The 14666-nt window shown below is 72.5% G+C and carries 15 protein-coding genes and 1 riboswitch; of the genes, 4 read left to right on the plus strand and 11 right to left on the minus strand.

What is annotated here, in order from left to right:
- Window positions 1–55: 55 nt before the first annotated feature.
- From NMQ01_RS11205 to mtrA, 3 genes are read right to left on the minus strand one after another with little or no spacing between them, the layout of a single operon-like run.
- Window positions 56–1891 carry a GerMN domain-containing protein gene (locus NMQ01_RS11205; protein ID WP_255184008.1) on the minus strand — a complete coding sequence of 612 codons (1836 nt, stop codon included), beginning with the start codon at window positions 1889–1891 and terminating at the stop codon, window positions 56–58.
- Window positions 1888–3612, minus strand: coding sequence for an MtrAB system histidine kinase MtrB (gene mtrB, locus NMQ01_RS11210; RefSeq protein ID WP_255184009.1), 1725 nt, complete (start codon window positions 3610–3612; stop codon window positions 1888–1890). The genes NMQ01_RS11205 and mtrB overlap by 4 nt, the downstream gene beginning before the upstream one ends.
- Window positions 3613–3614: 2 nt before the next feature.
- The gene (gene mtrA / locus NMQ01_RS11215) at window positions 3615–4292 is read right to left on the minus strand and encodes an MtrAB system response regulator MtrA (RefSeq protein ID WP_369694811.1); all 678 of its coding nucleotides are present in this window, start codon (window positions 4290–4292) and stop codon (window positions 3615–3617) included.
- Between the two features lie 91 nt (window positions 4293–4383).
- Window positions 4384–4450: riboswitch (guanidine-III (ykkC-III) riboswitch) on the plus strand.
- Between the two features lie 11 nt (window positions 4451–4461).
- Here mtrA and NMQ01_RS11220 point away from each other — a divergent pair.
- Genes NMQ01_RS11220 through NMQ01_RS11230 form a run of 3 tightly spaced genes read left to right on the plus strand, consistent with a single transcriptional unit; the run spans window position 4462 to window position 6104 of the window.
- A complete protein-coding gene (locus NMQ01_RS11220; RefSeq protein ID WP_255184011.1) occupies window positions 4462–4776 on the plus strand; it encodes a multidrug efflux SMR transporter in 315 nt (104 codons plus the stop codon).
- Window position 4777: 1 nt separating this feature from the next.
- Window positions 4778–5122: a multidrug efflux SMR transporter gene (locus tag NMQ01_RS11225; protein WP_255184012.1), complete on the plus strand. Its 345-nt coding sequence runs from the start codon at window positions 4778–4780 to the stop codon at window positions 5120–5122.
- Between the two features lie 10 nt (window positions 5123–5132).
- Window positions 5133–6104 carry an MsnO8 family LLM class oxidoreductase gene (locus tag NMQ01_RS11230; RefSeq protein WP_255184013.1) on the plus strand — a complete coding sequence of 324 codons (972 nt, stop codon included), beginning with the start codon at window positions 5133–5135 and terminating at the stop codon, window positions 6102–6104.
- A gap of 218 nt (window positions 6105–6322) precedes the next feature.
- On the opposite strand, the gene ahcY is transcribed toward NMQ01_RS11230, so the two are convergent.
- From ahcY to NMQ01_RS11270, 8 genes are all read right to left on the minus strand, one after another.
- Window positions 6323–7768, minus strand: coding sequence for an adenosylhomocysteinase (ahcY, locus tag NMQ01_RS11235; protein ID WP_255184014.1), 1446 nt, complete (start codon window positions 7766–7768; stop codon window positions 6323–6325).
- A 197-nt stretch (window positions 7769–7965) separates the two neighbouring features.
- Window positions 7966–8478: a GNAT family N-acetyltransferase gene (locus NMQ01_RS11240; RefSeq protein WP_255184015.1), complete on the minus strand. Its 513-nt coding sequence runs from the start codon at window positions 8476–8478 to the stop codon at window positions 7966–7968.
- The gene (locus NMQ01_RS11245) at window positions 8478–9440 is read right to left on the minus strand and encodes a DUF808 domain-containing protein (RefSeq protein WP_255184016.1); all 963 of its coding nucleotides are present in this window, start codon (window positions 9438–9440) and stop codon (window positions 8478–8480) included. Before NMQ01_RS11245 ends, NMQ01_RS11240 begins: the two co-directional genes overlap by 1 nt.
- 70 nt (window positions 9441–9510) lie before the next feature.
- A complete protein-coding gene (locus tag NMQ01_RS11250) occupies window positions 9511–10935 on the minus strand; it encodes a mycothione reductase (RefSeq protein WP_255184017.1) in 1425 nt (474 codons plus the stop codon).
- Window positions 10932–12107 carry an SIS domain-containing protein gene (locus NMQ01_RS11255; RefSeq protein ID WP_255184018.1) on the minus strand — a complete coding sequence of 392 codons (1176 nt, stop codon included), beginning with the start codon at window positions 12105–12107 and terminating at the stop codon, window positions 10932–10934. Before NMQ01_RS11255 ends, NMQ01_RS11250 begins: the two co-directional genes overlap by 4 nt.
- Before the next feature lie 7 nt (window positions 12108–12114).
- A complete protein-coding gene (locus tag NMQ01_RS11260) occupies window positions 12115–12306 on the minus strand; it encodes a Trm112 family protein (protein ID WP_255184019.1) in 192 nt (63 codons plus the stop codon).
- 1 nt (window position 12307) lies between these two features.
- Complete coding sequence (locus NMQ01_RS11265; RefSeq protein WP_255184020.1) at window positions 12308–13741, minus strand: phosphomannomutase/phosphoglucomutase; 1434 nt, start codon at window positions 13739–13741, stop codon at window positions 12308–12310.
- A 43-nt stretch (window positions 13742–13784) separates the two neighbouring features.
- Window positions 13785–14168: a DUF3499 domain-containing protein gene (locus NMQ01_RS11270; RefSeq protein ID WP_255184021.1), complete on the minus strand. Its 384-nt coding sequence runs from the start codon at window positions 14166–14168 to the stop codon at window positions 13785–13787.
- Between the two features lie 71 nt (window positions 14169–14239).
- Here NMQ01_RS11270 and NMQ01_RS11275 point away from each other — a divergent pair, with 71 nt between their 5' ends.
- The gene (locus NMQ01_RS11275; RefSeq protein WP_255184022.1) at window positions 14240–14635 is read left to right on the plus strand and encodes a metallopeptidase family protein; all 396 of its coding nucleotides are present in this window, start codon (window positions 14240–14242) and stop codon (window positions 14633–14635) included.
- The last annotated feature ends 31 nt before the right edge of the window (window positions 14636–14666 follow it).

Below are 14666 nucleotides of genomic sequence, written 5' to 3' on the forward strand. Positions count from 1 at the left end.
CACCTGTGGACGGTGCGGGTCACCCCCTTCGGGCTGTGGACGAAGGGGGGCGACCTCACCGCCCGCCGGTGGCCACCCCGGTGAGCGCCGACAGCTCCTGCCACCGTCCGCCGGAGCGCTGGAAGACGCGCTCGCTCTTCGTGATGAGCACGACGTCGCGCTCGTCGCCGGTCGTCGTGACGCGGACGGCTCCGGGGCGCTCCGCCATCTCCTCGACCGCGCCGCCGACGTGCACGAGGTGAGGCTGGAGCACCGACTGCTTGTCACGTCGACCGATGACGGCCAAGGTGCTCTCGCCGACCCAGACGGCGTCGACCATCTCGACGAGCGAGGCACCGATGCGGAAGGTCCGGGGCGAGGTCTTCAGCGGCAGGCCGTTGGCCTGGCGGACGACGCCGGCGACCTCGAGGATGCTGCCCGTGCCCGGGCTCTCCTCGGAGATCACCGCGATCCGACTGCCCTCCGGGGAGACGACCGCGGACCGCACGTAGCGACGCCCGAGCCACGGGGTCGGCACGTGCTTGGGCGCCGTTGCCGTGGCGTCGTCCGTGTCGGCCGTGGCGTTGATCCCCCACAGGCGACGGCCGGCCTCGCGGCCGAGGCCGGAGCCGCCGACCCACAGGACACCGAAGTAGTCGTAGCAGGGACGGGTCAGGTCGGCGGCGAAGGGCGCGACGTCGACGTGCGTGCCGTCGTCGCGGTAGCGGGCGAGCTCGCGCCCGAGCCGGTCGACCACCGCGAGCTCCTTGCCGTCGGCCCGCAGCCCCATGCTCGGGGCGTCCGAGGGCACGGGCGCGAACTGCGTGGCGGCCGCCTCCATGTGCTGCGCCGACACCGACGAGAGCCGGTCGCCGACCCGCACGACCTTGGTCCCGGCGCGGGCGAGGATCTCCGGTTCGCCCTGGCTACGGTCGACGAAGCCGAGCTGCTCGGGCGACGTGAGCGCCCCGTCGATGCCGAGCTCGAGGGGGTTGCCCGAGAGGGTGATGACCACCTCGGTCACCTGCGGCAGCGACATGAGCGTGGCGACGAGCTGGGCGGCCAGCTGCTTGCGGGTCGTCTGGTCGTCGGCGACCGACTCCGAGTCGAGGTCCACCCGCGCGGCGCCCTCGCGCACCGGGACCGCGTCGACGACGAGGCGCGCGCCGTTGTCCGTCGAGACCGCGTCCTCGAGGTACTCGGGCACGCGGCCGAGCTGGGCGCGCACGAGACGCGTGGCGAGCTGGTCCTGCGGGAACCAGCGCTGGTCGACGACGAGGGTGTTCCACCCGATCGCCGGGTAGTGGACGGGGAAGTCGCGGAAGATGTAGCCGACCTCCTGCTCCTGCAGCAGCCGGCCGAAGCCCTCGTCGAGCGTGTCGATGCGCCACTGCCCGTCCTCCCGGGTGACGCGGAACTCGAAGGTCTGCCAGAGGTTGGGCGGCGCGACCGAGTAGCGCCCCTCGCTGTCGATGACCGCCGCGACGTGCACCTTGAGCCGGTAGAGCCGCGGCGTCCCCTTGACCGCGCGCACGCGGGGCTCGGCGTCGTCGTAGATGACCGTGCTGCTGTCGGGGATCCACCCGCGCGCCATGTCGTCGGTCAGGTAGGAGCGGGTGATGTCGAGCCGCTCGCCGCTCGTCGCCCCGGCGTGGAGGAAGCCGAGGATGATCTCCTGCGGCGTGGCGCCGTCCTCGGGGCGGTTGGGGATGCGGTTGAGCGGCGCGGGCGGCTCACCGTCGACGGCGAGGCCCGGTCGGATCGTCGGGTCGGAGCCGAGCCCGCAGCCGGCGAGCGCGCCGGCCGCCGCGATGCCGAGGAAGCCGCGCCGGGTGACGTCGCGTGACGTGCCGCCTCGTGACGTGCCGCCGCGACGGCTCGCACCGTCCGGCTCCCACCCGCGCGAGCTCACCGCGAGCTCCCCGGCAGGTCCCCCTCCCGGGGGGTCAGCGGCAGGGGCGAGGAGCTGAGCGGGCCGCCGGCGGAGCGGGGCACGGTCAGGCGGAAGCGGGATCCCTCACCGGTCTCTCCCCATGCCTGCAGCCACCCGTGGTGGAGCCGGGCGTCCTCGAGGGCGATGGCGAGGCCGAGGCCGGACCCGCCGGTCGTGCGGGTCCGGGCCGGGTCGGCGCGCCAGAAGCGGTTGAAGACGAGCGAGGCCTCGCCGGCCTTGAGCCCGACGCCGTGGTCCTCGACGAGCACCGCGGCCGCCTCGTCGTCGGCGTCGACCCAGATGTCGACGGGGCGGCCCTCGCCGTGCTCGATGGCATTGACCACGAGGTTGCGCAGGACGCGCTCGATGCGGCGCGCGTCGACCTCGGCGACGGCCGTCTGACCCGGGGACTGGTGGACGGTGACCTCGCTCCCCCGGGCGTCGGCGATCGACGCCGTCGAGTCGACGACCCGGTCGACGATGGCGAAGAGGTCGACGGGGTCCTGCTCGAGCACCGCCGCACCCGCGTCGTAGCGGCTGATCTCGAGCAGGTCGGCGAGCAGCTCCTCGAAGCGGTCGAGCTCGTCGTGGAGGAGCTCCGCGGAGCGCCCGGCGACCGGGTCCATCTCGTCGCGCGAGGAGTGCAGCAGGTCGGCGGCCATGCGGATCGTCGTCAGCGGGGTGCGCAGCTCGTGCGAGACGTCGGAGACGAAGCGCTGCTGAACCCGGGAGAGGCCCTCGAGCTGGCGGATCTGGGTCTGGAGGTTGTCGGCCATGTCGTTGAAGGACTGACCGAGCAGGGCGAGGTCGTCGTGGCCGCGCGCGGACATGCGCTCGTTGAGGTGGCCGGAGGAGAGCCGCTCGGCGGCTGCCGCCGCCCGGCGCACCGGGGTGACGATCATGCTCGTCACGATGTAGGCGATCGCGGAGACCAGGGCGATGAGGAAGAGCGCACCCAGGATGAAGGAGCGCGAGATCGTCGCGAGCGTCGACTGCTCCTGGTCCATCGGGTAGATGAGGTAGATGTCGTAGGGCCCGGCGCTCGGCACCTCGACCTGCGACCCGACGACGACCGCCGGCACGACGTCGGACCGGGGCTGCGCTCCGGGCAGCTCGGAGCCGACCCCGTCCTGGGGGGCGCGCTCGAGGTCGATGGTCATCGTCGACTGCCGGGAGGGGTCTGCGGAGACGGACTGGCGCAGCGAGCTCGGGATCGCCTCGAGCGAGACGTCGTCCGACTCCTCGCTGGGGATGCGCAGGTCCGTCGTGTTGTCGAGGCTGCGGGTGAAGACGACGTAGCGGCTGTCGTCACCAGCCGGCGCCTTGAGCGTCGTGTTGACGACCGTGTTGGCGAAGACCGACAGCTCCGGCGCCGCGGGGGTCCCGGCATAGCTGTTGAAGCGCGACTGGGCGTCGTTGGTCAGGTCGCGCGACTCCGCCTGGGCGCGGTCGATCCGGTCGTCGACGAGGCCGTCGGCGATCGAGCGGTACATCGTCAGGCTGATGATCGAGACGACGACGAGACCGAGGATGAGGGTGCTTGTGACGACACGGAAGCGCAGCGAGCGCCGCCACAGGTCGACGAGTGCGCGCACCCACCGGACCAGCCACCACTCGCGGGGACGGTCGTCCTCGCCGGTCGCCCCGTCGCTGACCGACTCCTGGGCCCCGGCGTCCTCGGTCTCGAGGGCCGAGGTCATCGTCAGGACGGCCCTGCCTTGTAGCCGACGCCGCGGACGGTGACGACGATCTGGGGGTTCTCGGGGTCGTGCTCGATCTTCGAGCGGAGGCGCTGGACGTGGACGTTGACCAGCCGGGTGTCGCCGGCGTGCCGGTAGCCCCACACCTGCTCGAGGAGGACCTCACGGCTGAAGACCTGCCACGGCTTGCGGGCGAGGGCGACGAGCAGGTCGAACTCGAGCGGGGTCAGGCCGAGGGCCTGCTCGCCCCGCTTGACGGAGTGGCCTGCGACGTCGATCGTCAGGTCGCCGATCGTCAGGCGCTCCGGCTCCGGCTCGTCGCCCCGGCGCAGCCGCGCACGCAGGCGGGCGATGAGCTCCTGCGGCTTGAAGGGCTTGACGATGTAGTCGTCGGCACCCGACTCGAGGCCGACGACGACGTCGACGGTGTCGGTGCGGGCGGTGAGCATGACGATCGGCACGCCCGACTCCTGGCGCAGGCGGCGGCAGATCTCGATGCCGTCCATCCCGGGGAGCATGACGTCGAGCAGGACGAGGTCGGGTCGCGTCTCGTGGAAGGCGTCGATGGCCCGGGCGCCGTCGGCGACGTGCGCCACGTCGAGACCCTCCTTGCGCAGGACGATCCCGAGCATCTCCGCCAGCGCCTGGTCGTCGTCGACGACGAGGACACGTCCCTTCACGGTCTTGCCTTCCCACGGGGTGTGCAACTGCCCGCTCATCATCACACAGGGACGGTGCGACACCCGGGAGACACCGCGGTTACGCTGGGTGACGAGGCCCCGGTCCGGGGCCTGCGGACGAGGGAGCCGTACCCGCACCACGACAAGACGGACTCATCGGAGGAGTCCCATGTCCTGGATCGTGCTCATCGTCTCGGGGATGCTCGAGGCCGTCTGGGCGGCAGCCCTGTCCGCGTCGCACGGCTTCACCCGCCTGCGCCCCACCCTGCTCTTCGCCGCGGCGCTCGTCGCCAGCATGGCCGGACTGGCCTGGGCGATGACGACCATCCCGACCGGCACGGCCTATGCGGTGTGGGTCGGCATCGGCGCCAGCCTCACCGTCGTGTGGTCCATGGCGAAGGGGGACGAGGTCGCCTCCCGCAGCCGGATCGCCCTCGTCGTCCTGCTCGTCGCCTGCGTCGCGGGCCTGAAGGCGGTGTCCTGACATGCCCTGGGTCCTGCTCCTCGTCAGTGCCGTCCTCGAGGCCGTGTGGGCGACCGCTCTGGGCCGCTCCGCAGGCCTCACCGACCCCGTGCCGACGATCGTCTTCCTCGTCGCCCTCGCCCTGAGCATGGGCGGCCTCGCCCTCGCCGTGCGCACGATCCCGATCGGCACGGGCTATGCCATCTGGACCGGTGTCGGCGCCGCCCTCACCGTCGTGTGGGCGATGGCGACCGGCGCCGAGCCCTGGTCGCCGGTCAAGGCACTGCTCATCGCGGGCATCGTCGCGGCCGTCGTGGGACTCAAGCTCCTCCCTTCGCCCGACCCCGACGACGACGCATCTGCCTAAGGTCGTGCGGGTGAGCACTCTCCCCGTCCCGATCAGCCTGCTCGACCGCTCGCGCACCCGCGCCGGCGACGACGCGGGGACCGCTCTGCACGACACGGTGGCGCGGGCGCGGCGGGCCGAGGAGCTCGGCTACCGCCGCATCTGGGTGGCCGAGCACCACGCCGTCCCCGGCATCGCCAGTGGCAGCCCGCCGCTGCTCATGGCGACGATCGCGGCCCGCACCGAGCGGATCCGGGTGGGCTCCGCCGGGGTCATGCTGCCCAACCACCGACCGATCGTCGTGGCCGAGCAGGCGAAGATGCTCGCGGCCCTCCACCCCGGCCGCATCGACCTCGGCGTGGGCCGGTCGCTCGGCTTCACCGCGCCCGTGCGCGATGCGCTCGGCGTGCACGACTACGGGCCGGAGCACTTCGCCCGCGCCCTCGAGGAGCTCACCGCCCTGCTCGCGGGCACCGCGCCCGTCACGGCCATGCCGAAGGGAGTGCCCGCTCCCCCGGTCCTGGTGCTGGCAACCGGCTCCGGGCTGACCGTCGCGGCCCGCCTCGGGCTGCCGGTGGTCGTCGGTGGCCCCCTCCTGCGCGGCGACCTCGGTCCCCTCGAGGACTACCGCGCGGGCTTCCGCCCGCAGCGCCCCGGCGACGCCCCGAGCGTGCTCGTCAGCGTCGACGTCCTCGTCGCCGACACCCGCGAGCGGGCCCGCGAGCTGGCGATGCCGGAGGCCTGGGCCATGGTGGAGTCACGGACGACAGGTGCCTTCCCTCCCCTTCGTCCCGAGCCGGCGATGCGCCTCACCGCCCGCCAGCAGGCCCGGGTCGAGGAGCACCTCGCCGCCACGGTCCACGGCACGAGCGAGGACGTCGCCGAGCAGCTCACCGGCCTCGTCGAGCGCACCGGCGCCGACGAGCTCGTCGTCTTCGCCTCCACCCACGACCGCGCCGCCCTCGCCGACAGCGACGCCGCCCTCGCCTCCCTCCACCCCTGAGCGGCCGGGGCTCCGAGGCTCCTACGTCGCACCTCAGCCACCGGGGAAGCGTCGGGGACGCAGCGAGGTCCGGAGACCATGGCGGCGCGACTCAAGGAAAAGCCCGGATCCAGCACCTCTCAGGACGAGCGAGTGCAAGGGTCCGGGCTTTTCCCCAGCGCCGCCGTGGTCCTCCGGACCGCGCGACGACAGGCGAGCGGTGGGCTCACCGCGAAGAGTCAGTAGCGGTAGTGCTCCGGCTTGTACGGCCCGGCGACGTCGACGCCGAGGTACTCGGCCTGACCCTTGGTCAGCTCGGTCAGCTCGACGCCGAGGGCGTCGAGGTGCAGGCGGGCGACCTTCTCGTCGAGGTGCTTGGGCAGCGTGGTGACCGTCGGCTTGCCGTCGTCGTCGACGTAGTCCTCGGCCTTGTCGAAGAGCTCGATCTGGGCGATCGTCTGGTTGGCGAAGGAGTTCGACATGACGAAGCTCGGGTGGCCGGTGGCGTTGCCGAGGTTCATCAGGCGGCCCTCGGACAGCACGATGATCGAGTGACCGTCGGCGAAGGTCCACTCGTGGACCTGCGGCTTGATCTCGGTCTTGGTGATGCCCTCGGTGCGGGCGAGGCCGGCCATGTCGATCTCGTTGTCGAAGTGACCGATGTTGGACACGATCGCCTTGTTCTTCATCGACGACATGTGCTCGGCGGTGATGACGTCGTAGCAGCCGGTCGTCGTGACGAAGATGTCGCCGTAGGTCGCGGCCTTGTCCATCGTCGTGACCTCGAAGCCCTCCATCGCGGCCTGCAGCGCGCAGATGGGGTCGACCTCGGTGACGACGACGCGGGCTCCCTGGCCGGCGAGCGCGCTGGCGACGCCCTTGCCGACGTCGCCGTAGCCCGCGACGACGGCGACCTTGCCGCCGACGAGCACGTCGGTGGCGCGGTTGAGGCCGTCGAGGACGGAGTGGCGGGTGCCGTACTTGTTGTCGAACTTGCTCTTGGTGACCGCGTCGTTGACGTTGATCGCCGGGAAGAGCAGCTCGCCGGCCTCGGCGAGCTGGTAGAGGCGGTGCACGCCGGTCGTGGTCTCCTCGGTGACGCCCTTGATGCCGGCGGCGACCGTGGTCCACTTCTGCGGGTCGGTCTCGAGGGTGCGACGCACGAGCGCCTTGAAGACGCCGAACTCCTCGGAGTCCTCGTCGGTCGTGGGCGGCACCTGACCGGCGGCCTCCCACTCCTTGCCCTTGTGGACGAGCATCGTGGCGTCGCCACCGTCGTCGAGGATCATGTTGGGCCCGCCGTCGGCCCAGGTGAGGATCTGCTCGGTGCAGTCCCAGTACTCCTCGAGGCTCTCGCCCTTCCACGCGAAGACCGGGACACCCTTCGGGTCCTCGGGGGTGCCGGCGCCGACGACGATCGCCGCGGCGGCCTCGTCCTGCGTCGAGTAGATGTTGCAGCTGGCCCAGCGGACCTCGGCGCCCAGCGCGGTGAGGGTCTCGATGAGGACGGCGGTCTGCACGGTCATGTGCAGCGAGCCGGCGATGCGCGCGCCCTTGAGCGGCTGCGACTCACCGAACTCCTCGCGCAGGCTCATCAGGCCGGGCATCTCGTGCTCGGCGAGGCGGATCTGGTGACGGCCGGCCTCGGCGAGGCCCAGGTCGGCGACCTTGTAGTCGAAGGACATGCGTACTCCTGTGACAGGTGTGGGATCGGACCCGGCGCGACCCTTCTGGGTCTGTCGCGGGGTATCACCCACGCCGGCACCCGCCAGTGTAGGCGGCGTGACCGTCGACGACGGCCCCCGGGGAGCCCAGCGGGGTGGGTCGAAGAAGAATCGCCCGCATCTCCGGGCGCTTCTTCTTCGACCCATCGCCACGCCGCTCAGACCCCTCGAACCATGCGCAGGTCGTCGGCCCCGACCGTGTCGTCGTGCTGCGTCACGCCGTCCGGCGCGAAGCCCACCTTGCGGTAGAAGGAGATGGCCCGCTCGTTGCCCACGAGGACCCACAGGTGAGCGGCCTGCGCGTCCGGGAGGGCCGCTGCCACGAGCACCTGGGCGACGCCTCGTCCGTGGTGCTCCGCAGCGACGTAGAGGGACCACAGCTCGACGGGTGTGGGGGGCGACGCATCACGTGGGAGCCCGACGGTGGCCCAGCCGATCGGCGCACCTGCCCGGTCGTGCGCGACCAGGGTCCGGCCCCCTTCGCGCGAGACACCCGACTCCTCGTGGGCCCGGGCCCGCTCCTGCCACCGGTGCACGTTGCTCGCGTCGTCCCGCGCGGCAAGGACCGCAGCGGGCAGCAGACCCGCGTAGGTGGAGCGCCACAGGGCGTTGTGCAGCCGGCCGAGGACGGCGGCATCGTCGAGCACGAGGGGAGCGATGGTGGTGACCATCAGTGGGCCCCGGCGACCTCCCCTTCGTCCTTGCCGAAGGGGAGCACGTGCATGACCGCGACGACGATCGCGCCGACGACCAGGCCGAGGATCGCGGAGGCGACAGTGTTGGTCAGCCAGCCGAGGACGCCGCCCAGGGCGCCGGTCGCGTGGTGGACCTGCTCCTCGAGGTGGTGGACGAACTCGTACGGCTGCGGCAGCCAGCCGGTCTCCTCGAGGCCGACGAGGATGATGTGGCCACCGACCCAGAGCATCGCGGCGACGCCGACGACGGACAGCACGGTGAGCAGCTTGGGCATGCCGGCGACCAGGCCCTGGCCGATGGTCTGCGACAGACCGGACTCGCGCTTCGACAGGGCCAGGCCGATGTCGTCCATCTTCACGATGAGGCCGACCGTCCCGTAGACGACGAGCGTGATGACGATGGCGACGACGAGCATCACCGCGAGCAGGTACCAGAAGGAGTCGTCGAGTCCCTCGTCGAGCACGGCCTTGAGCGAGATGACCATGATCTCGGCGGAGAGGATGAAGTCGGTCGTCACCGCGCCCTTGACGATCGCGTCCTCGTCGCCGACCTGCTCCTCGTCACCGGCGTGGTGGCCGTGCCCAGACACCTTCTCCCAGATCTTCTCGGCTCCCTCGAAGCACAGGTAGGTGCCGCCGAGCATGAGCAGCGGCGACAGCGCCCACGGTAGGAAGGCGTTGAGCAGCAGGATCGCCGGGACGATGAAGAGGAGCTTGTTGCGCAGCGACCCGATGGTGATCCGCTTGATGATCGGGAGCTCACGCTTGGGGTCGAGCCCCTCGACGTAGCGCGGGGTCACGGCAGTGTCGTCGACGACGACTCCTGCCGCCTTGACGCTCGCGCGCCCGGAGGCGGCCGCGACGTCGTCGATCGAGGCCGCCGCTGCGCGGGCGAGCACGGAGATGTCGTCGAGGAGCGCGAAGAGGCCGCCGCTCATCGCAGGGGCCCGGTGGTTTCGTGGGTCGTCAGCACGGGGACAGCGTATGGGAGCAGGGCGGCCCGTGCGCTCAGGCGAGCGGCGGCGACTCGACGTAGTCCTCGCTGGGGTTGAGGTCGAGGCCGAGCAGGGCATTTTCGACGACCTCGGTCAGCGCCGGGTGGATCCAGTACTGGCCGCGGACCATCTCGGCGATCGGCTGGTCGAAGGCCATCATCTGGATGAGCGGCTGGACGAGGGTGGACGCCTGGGGCCCGAGGAGGTGACCGCCGACGAGGCGACCGGTGGCGCGGTCGGCGATGACCTTGCAGATGCTCGTCGTGTCCTCCATCGCCCAGCCGTAGGCGGTGTCGCCGTACTGCTGCACTTTGACGCGGACGTCGAGCCCCTGCTCGCGGGCCTCCTCCTCGGTGAGGCCGACGGAGGCGATCTGCGGGTGGGTGAAGACCGCGGCCGGCACCGCCGTGTGGGTGAAGGACTGCAGGTCGTCGGGGTGGGCGAGGTTGTGGGCGACGATGCGCGCCTCGTGGTTGGCGACGTGCTTGAGCTGGAAGGGGGAGCTGGCGTCCCCGAGGGACCACACCCCGTCGGCGGTGGTGCGGCCGTGCTCGTCGACGACGACGCGGTCGTCGTCGTGCACCTGCACGCCGGCGAGGTCGAGGCCCATGTCCTGGGTGCTGGGTCGGCGGCCGGTCGCGACGAGCACGACGTCGGTCTCCACGGTCGACCCGTCGGTGAGGGTGGCCGTGATGCCGGTGTCGCCGCGGTGCAGGTCGGTGACCTGCGTGCCGAGCCGCACGTCCCACTGCTCGGTGGCGGCCGTGGTGAAGGCGGCCGAGATGTCGTCGTCGAGGTGGCGCAGGAGCCGGTCGCCGCGGGCGGTGACGACGACCTGCGTGCCGAAGGCCGAAAAGACGTGCGCCATCTCCATGGCGATGTAGCCACCGCCGACGACGAGCATCCGCTCCGGCTGCTCGTCGAGCCGCATGACGGTGTCGGAGGTGTGCAGCGTGATGCCCTCGCGCTGTGCCGCGGCCGCGAGGTCGTCGGGGATGACGGCGTGTGACCCGGTGGCGACGACGACCTGCCCGGCCCGCACCCGCTCGGTGCCGCCGTCGAGCAGGTCGACCTCGAGCTCGCGCGGCCCGGTGAAGCGGGCCCGTCCACGCAGCAGGTGCACCCCCTCGCCGTCGCGCCGGTAGGCCTCGCCGGCGGCGGAGATCGGGTCGATCCGGCCGAAGACGCGGTCACGCACGTCGGTGAAGCGCACCCGCTCGAGCGTGGCGTCAACACCGAGCCGGCCCCCTTCGCGCACGGAGGTGGCCACCTCGGCGACGTGGACGTACATCTTCGTCGGGATGCACCCGACGTTGAGGCACGTGCCGCCGAAGACGGCACCCCCTTCGATCATCGCGAAGGTGCGGTCCGACAGGTCGTCGATGAGCAGGCTGTTGCCGGATCCGCTGCCGATGACAGCGATGTCGACGTCGATCACTCTGAGGCCTTCCTGGGCAGGTGGAGGTCGGAGATGCCGGGGACGGTCGCGGGGTCGAGCCCGTGGCCGATGGCGAGGTAGGTCGCGGCGAAGTCGGTGAGCGCGACGAGCTCGGCGAGGCGCTCGAGGGGGTGCCCGGGCGAGGCCGTGTGCTCGAGGAGCCGCACGCCGGTGGCCTCGGCGTGGTCGGCGACCGACTGCGCGGTGTTGTGCCGCTCGAGCTCCGCCGGGTCGTCGCCGACCTCCGGCACGGGGTCGCGCAGCAGGAGCAGCCCGAGCTGAGGACCAGCCGGGCCGTCGAGGTAGGGGTCGGCGAAGACGTCGCGCTCGCCGTCGGCGGTCCGCGGCCCCCCGGCCAGGGGGCCGGAGAGGCAGGCGACGACCTGGGCGGCGGCATCGGGCAGCCTCCCCCACGTCGCGGGCGTGCGCGCCGTGCGGGCGAGCATCGCGCTCGTGCGGTGGGCGGCGACCCCGGTGACCGGGCCGTCGCCGAGCGCCACCGGCGCGACCTGCGACAGGTCGAGCGCGAGGGTCTTGGCGGGGTTGACGAAGTACTCGGCGTCGGGGCGGAACCGCTCCGCCTGCTCGTCGAGGCGGTCGGCGACGCCGGCCATCACCTCGGGACGCACGTCGGTGATGCGGGCGGCGCTCGTCGCCAGGACGGCTGCGGTCACCAGACCCCACATGGCGGTGCGCGAGTGACCACCGGGCACCTCGACCGGCAGGTGGACCCCGCGGGCGTGCGCCGCGGCGTCGGCGAGCGGGCTGTCGGGGGCGCCGATCGTCACCAGGCGGGCGCCGCGGCGGCCGGCCTCGCGGGCCTGTCGCACCGGCCCCTCGGCACGCCCCGACAGGGAGACCGCGATGACGAGGTCGAGCGTGCCCACCCAGCCCGGCAGCGGGCCCGAGCCCTCGGCGGAGAGCAGCACCGGGCCGCCCCGGGAGACGAGCATGCGCAGGACCGCGCCGACGGCCTCCGCTCCCCCGACGGCGGCGACGTGCACCGCCCGCGGCCGGTCACGGGTCAGGTCGGTCAGGTCGCTCTCGGCGACCGTCGTGACCGCGCGGCGCACCTGGGCGCCGGCACCGGCGAGCGCACGGAGCATGTCCGTGCTGTCGACGGCACGGCGCTGCCCCTCGTCGTCGAGCAGCGTCTCGTCGAAGGGGGACATCGTCGCCTCAGGCCCGCGGCCGGGCCTCGTCCACGAGGAGCACGGGGATGCCGTCCTCCACGCGGTAGGCGAGGCCGCAGGTGCCGCTCGTGCACACGAGCTCGGGGCCCGCGGAGCCGGTCTCGTCCCGCAGCTCGCTGCGGCAGGCGGGGCAGCGCAGGATCTCGCGGAGCCAGGGCTCGATCGTGGTGTCGCTCATCTCAGGCCTCTCGGATCGTCGTCAGGACATCGTCGCGCACCCGCGCCATGGTCGCCTCGTCGGCGGCCTCGACGTTGAGCCGCAGCAGCGGCTCGGTGTTGCTCGGGCGCAGGTTGAACCACCACATCGGCGTCGTGTCGTCGCCGGCATGCGTCAGGGTCAGGCCGTCGAGCTCGTCGACGTCGACCCCGTCGGTCGCCCAGCGCTGCCGGACGACCTCGGTGACGGCCGGGGCGTCCGCGACGGTGGAGTTGATCTCGCCGGAGGCGACGTAGCGCTCGTAGGGCGCCATGACCTCGCTGAGCGGGGCGTCGGTCTCGCCGAGGGCGGCGAGCACGTGCATCGCCGCGAGCATCCCGGTGTCGGCGAACCAGAAGTCGCGGAAGTAGTAGTGCGCGGAGTGCTCGCCGCCAAAGACGGCGTCGTGCTCGCTCATGACCGCCTTGACGTAGGAGTGACCGACGCGGGTGCGCACGGGCCGGGCACCCCCTTCGGCGATGATCTGCGGCACCGCGGCGGAGGTGATGGCGTTGTGCACGATCGCGACCTCGCCGGCGTCGCGCCCGGCGGCGACCTCGCGGTCGATCTCGCGGCGGGCGATCATCGCGGTGATCGCGCTCGGGCTGACCGGCTCGCCCCGCTCGTCGACGACGAAGCAGCGGTCGGCGTCACCGTCGAAGGCGATGCCGATGTCGGCGCCGTGGCTGCGCACCCGCTCCTGCAGGTCGACGAGGTTCTTGGGGTCGAGGGGGTTGGCCTCGTGGTTGGGGAAGGTGCCGTCGAGCTCGAAGTACATCGGGTCGATGGTGAGCGGCAGCTGCGGCAGGCCGCTGCCGGTGCCGAGCACGGCGGGGACGGTGAGCCCACCCATGCCGTTGCCCGCGTCGACCGTGACGCGAAGGGGGCGGCTGCCCGACAGGTCGACGAGGCCGCGGAGGAAGGCCGCGTAGTCGACGAGGACGTCGCGCTGGGTGATCTTGCCGGGGCGCACCCCGTCGAAGGCGGACACTCCTCCGTCGAGGTGGCTCTGGGCCAGGTCGCGGATGTCGGCCAGGCCGCTGTCCTGCCCGACGGGGCGGGCGCCGGCGCGGCAGAACTTGATGCCGTTGTAGCGGGCGGGGTTGTGGCTGGCGGTGAACATCGCGCCGGGCAGGCCGAGCGCGCCGCTCGCGTAGTAGAGCCCGTCGGTGCTCGCGAGACCGATGAGGATCGCGTCGACACCGCGGGCGGTGATGCCCCGGGCCAGGGCGTCGACGAGCTCGGGCGAGCTGGGTCGCATGTCGTGGCCGATGACGACCGCCGGCGCGCCCTCGGCGAGCGCGATGACCTCGGCGAAGGCGGCCCCCAGCGCGTGGGCGACGTCGATGTTGAGCTGGTCCGGGACGAGGCCGCGGACGTCGTAGGCCTTGACGAAGTCAGAGAGCGTGATGGTCACCGCGCCAGCCTATGCCGCGCAGGGGCGGGCGGCGGATGCGGGATCAGTCGCGGTCGCGGAGCACGCGCAGGTGGCCGCGGCGCCCCGTCTCGGTGATGCTCGTCGGCTCGGGGCGGGCGTTCGTCGCGACGTGGCGGGTGCGCTCTGAGTCGGTCGTCGGCTCGGGCCGGCGACGCACGACCTCGGCGAGCGCGACGAGGTCGTCGTGCGTCGCGGGCGCGGGCTGGTCGGCGGCCAGGCGCACGACGTCCCAGCCGCGCGGGGCGGTGAGTCGGGCGGCGTGGTCGTCGCACAGGTCGTAGGCGTGGGGCTCCGCGTAGGTCGCGAGCGGGCCGAGGACCACCGTGGAGTCGGAGTAGACGTAGGTCAGGGTCCGGGCCGCCGGTCGCGGGCACGCGGCACGGGAGCACTGGCGAGAGACGGACACCCGTGCAGGCTAGGCCACGATCGGCCCGATGCGCGACGCCACGCCGTCGCCCGACACCTACGATCGGGAGGGTGAGCCGTCATCGTGATCGTCGTGGCCGGGGCCTGCGCGGGCCCCTGGCCCACCCCGTCGTCCCGGCGATGGCGACCCGCGCCGAGGCCTTCGACGACCTCGTCATCGACACGGCGCAGCGCTTCCGTGGGGTGCTCGGTCGCCGGTGGGGCGATGTCGAGTTCGCCGTCGAGGACATCCCGCCGTCCGACCCGCAGGGCTGGGAGGAAGGTGTCCCGCTCGCCCGGCTGTGGCCCCAGCAGGGCCTGCTGCCGGCGCGCATCGTCGTCTACCGCCGCCCGGTCGAGACGATCTCCCGTGGCGCCGACCAGGCCGAGGTCGTCCACGAGGTGATGGTCGAGCAGGTGGCCCGGCTCCTCGGCGTCGACCCGGATGAGGTCGACCCGCCCCGCTGACCCCGCGGCGGCGGCTGGGTCGATGTACCCG

The sequence above is a fragment of the Janibacter sp. CX7 genome, from assembly GCF_024362365.1.
GTDB lineage: Bacteria > Actinomycetota > Actinomycetes > Actinomycetales > Dermatophilaceae > Janibacter.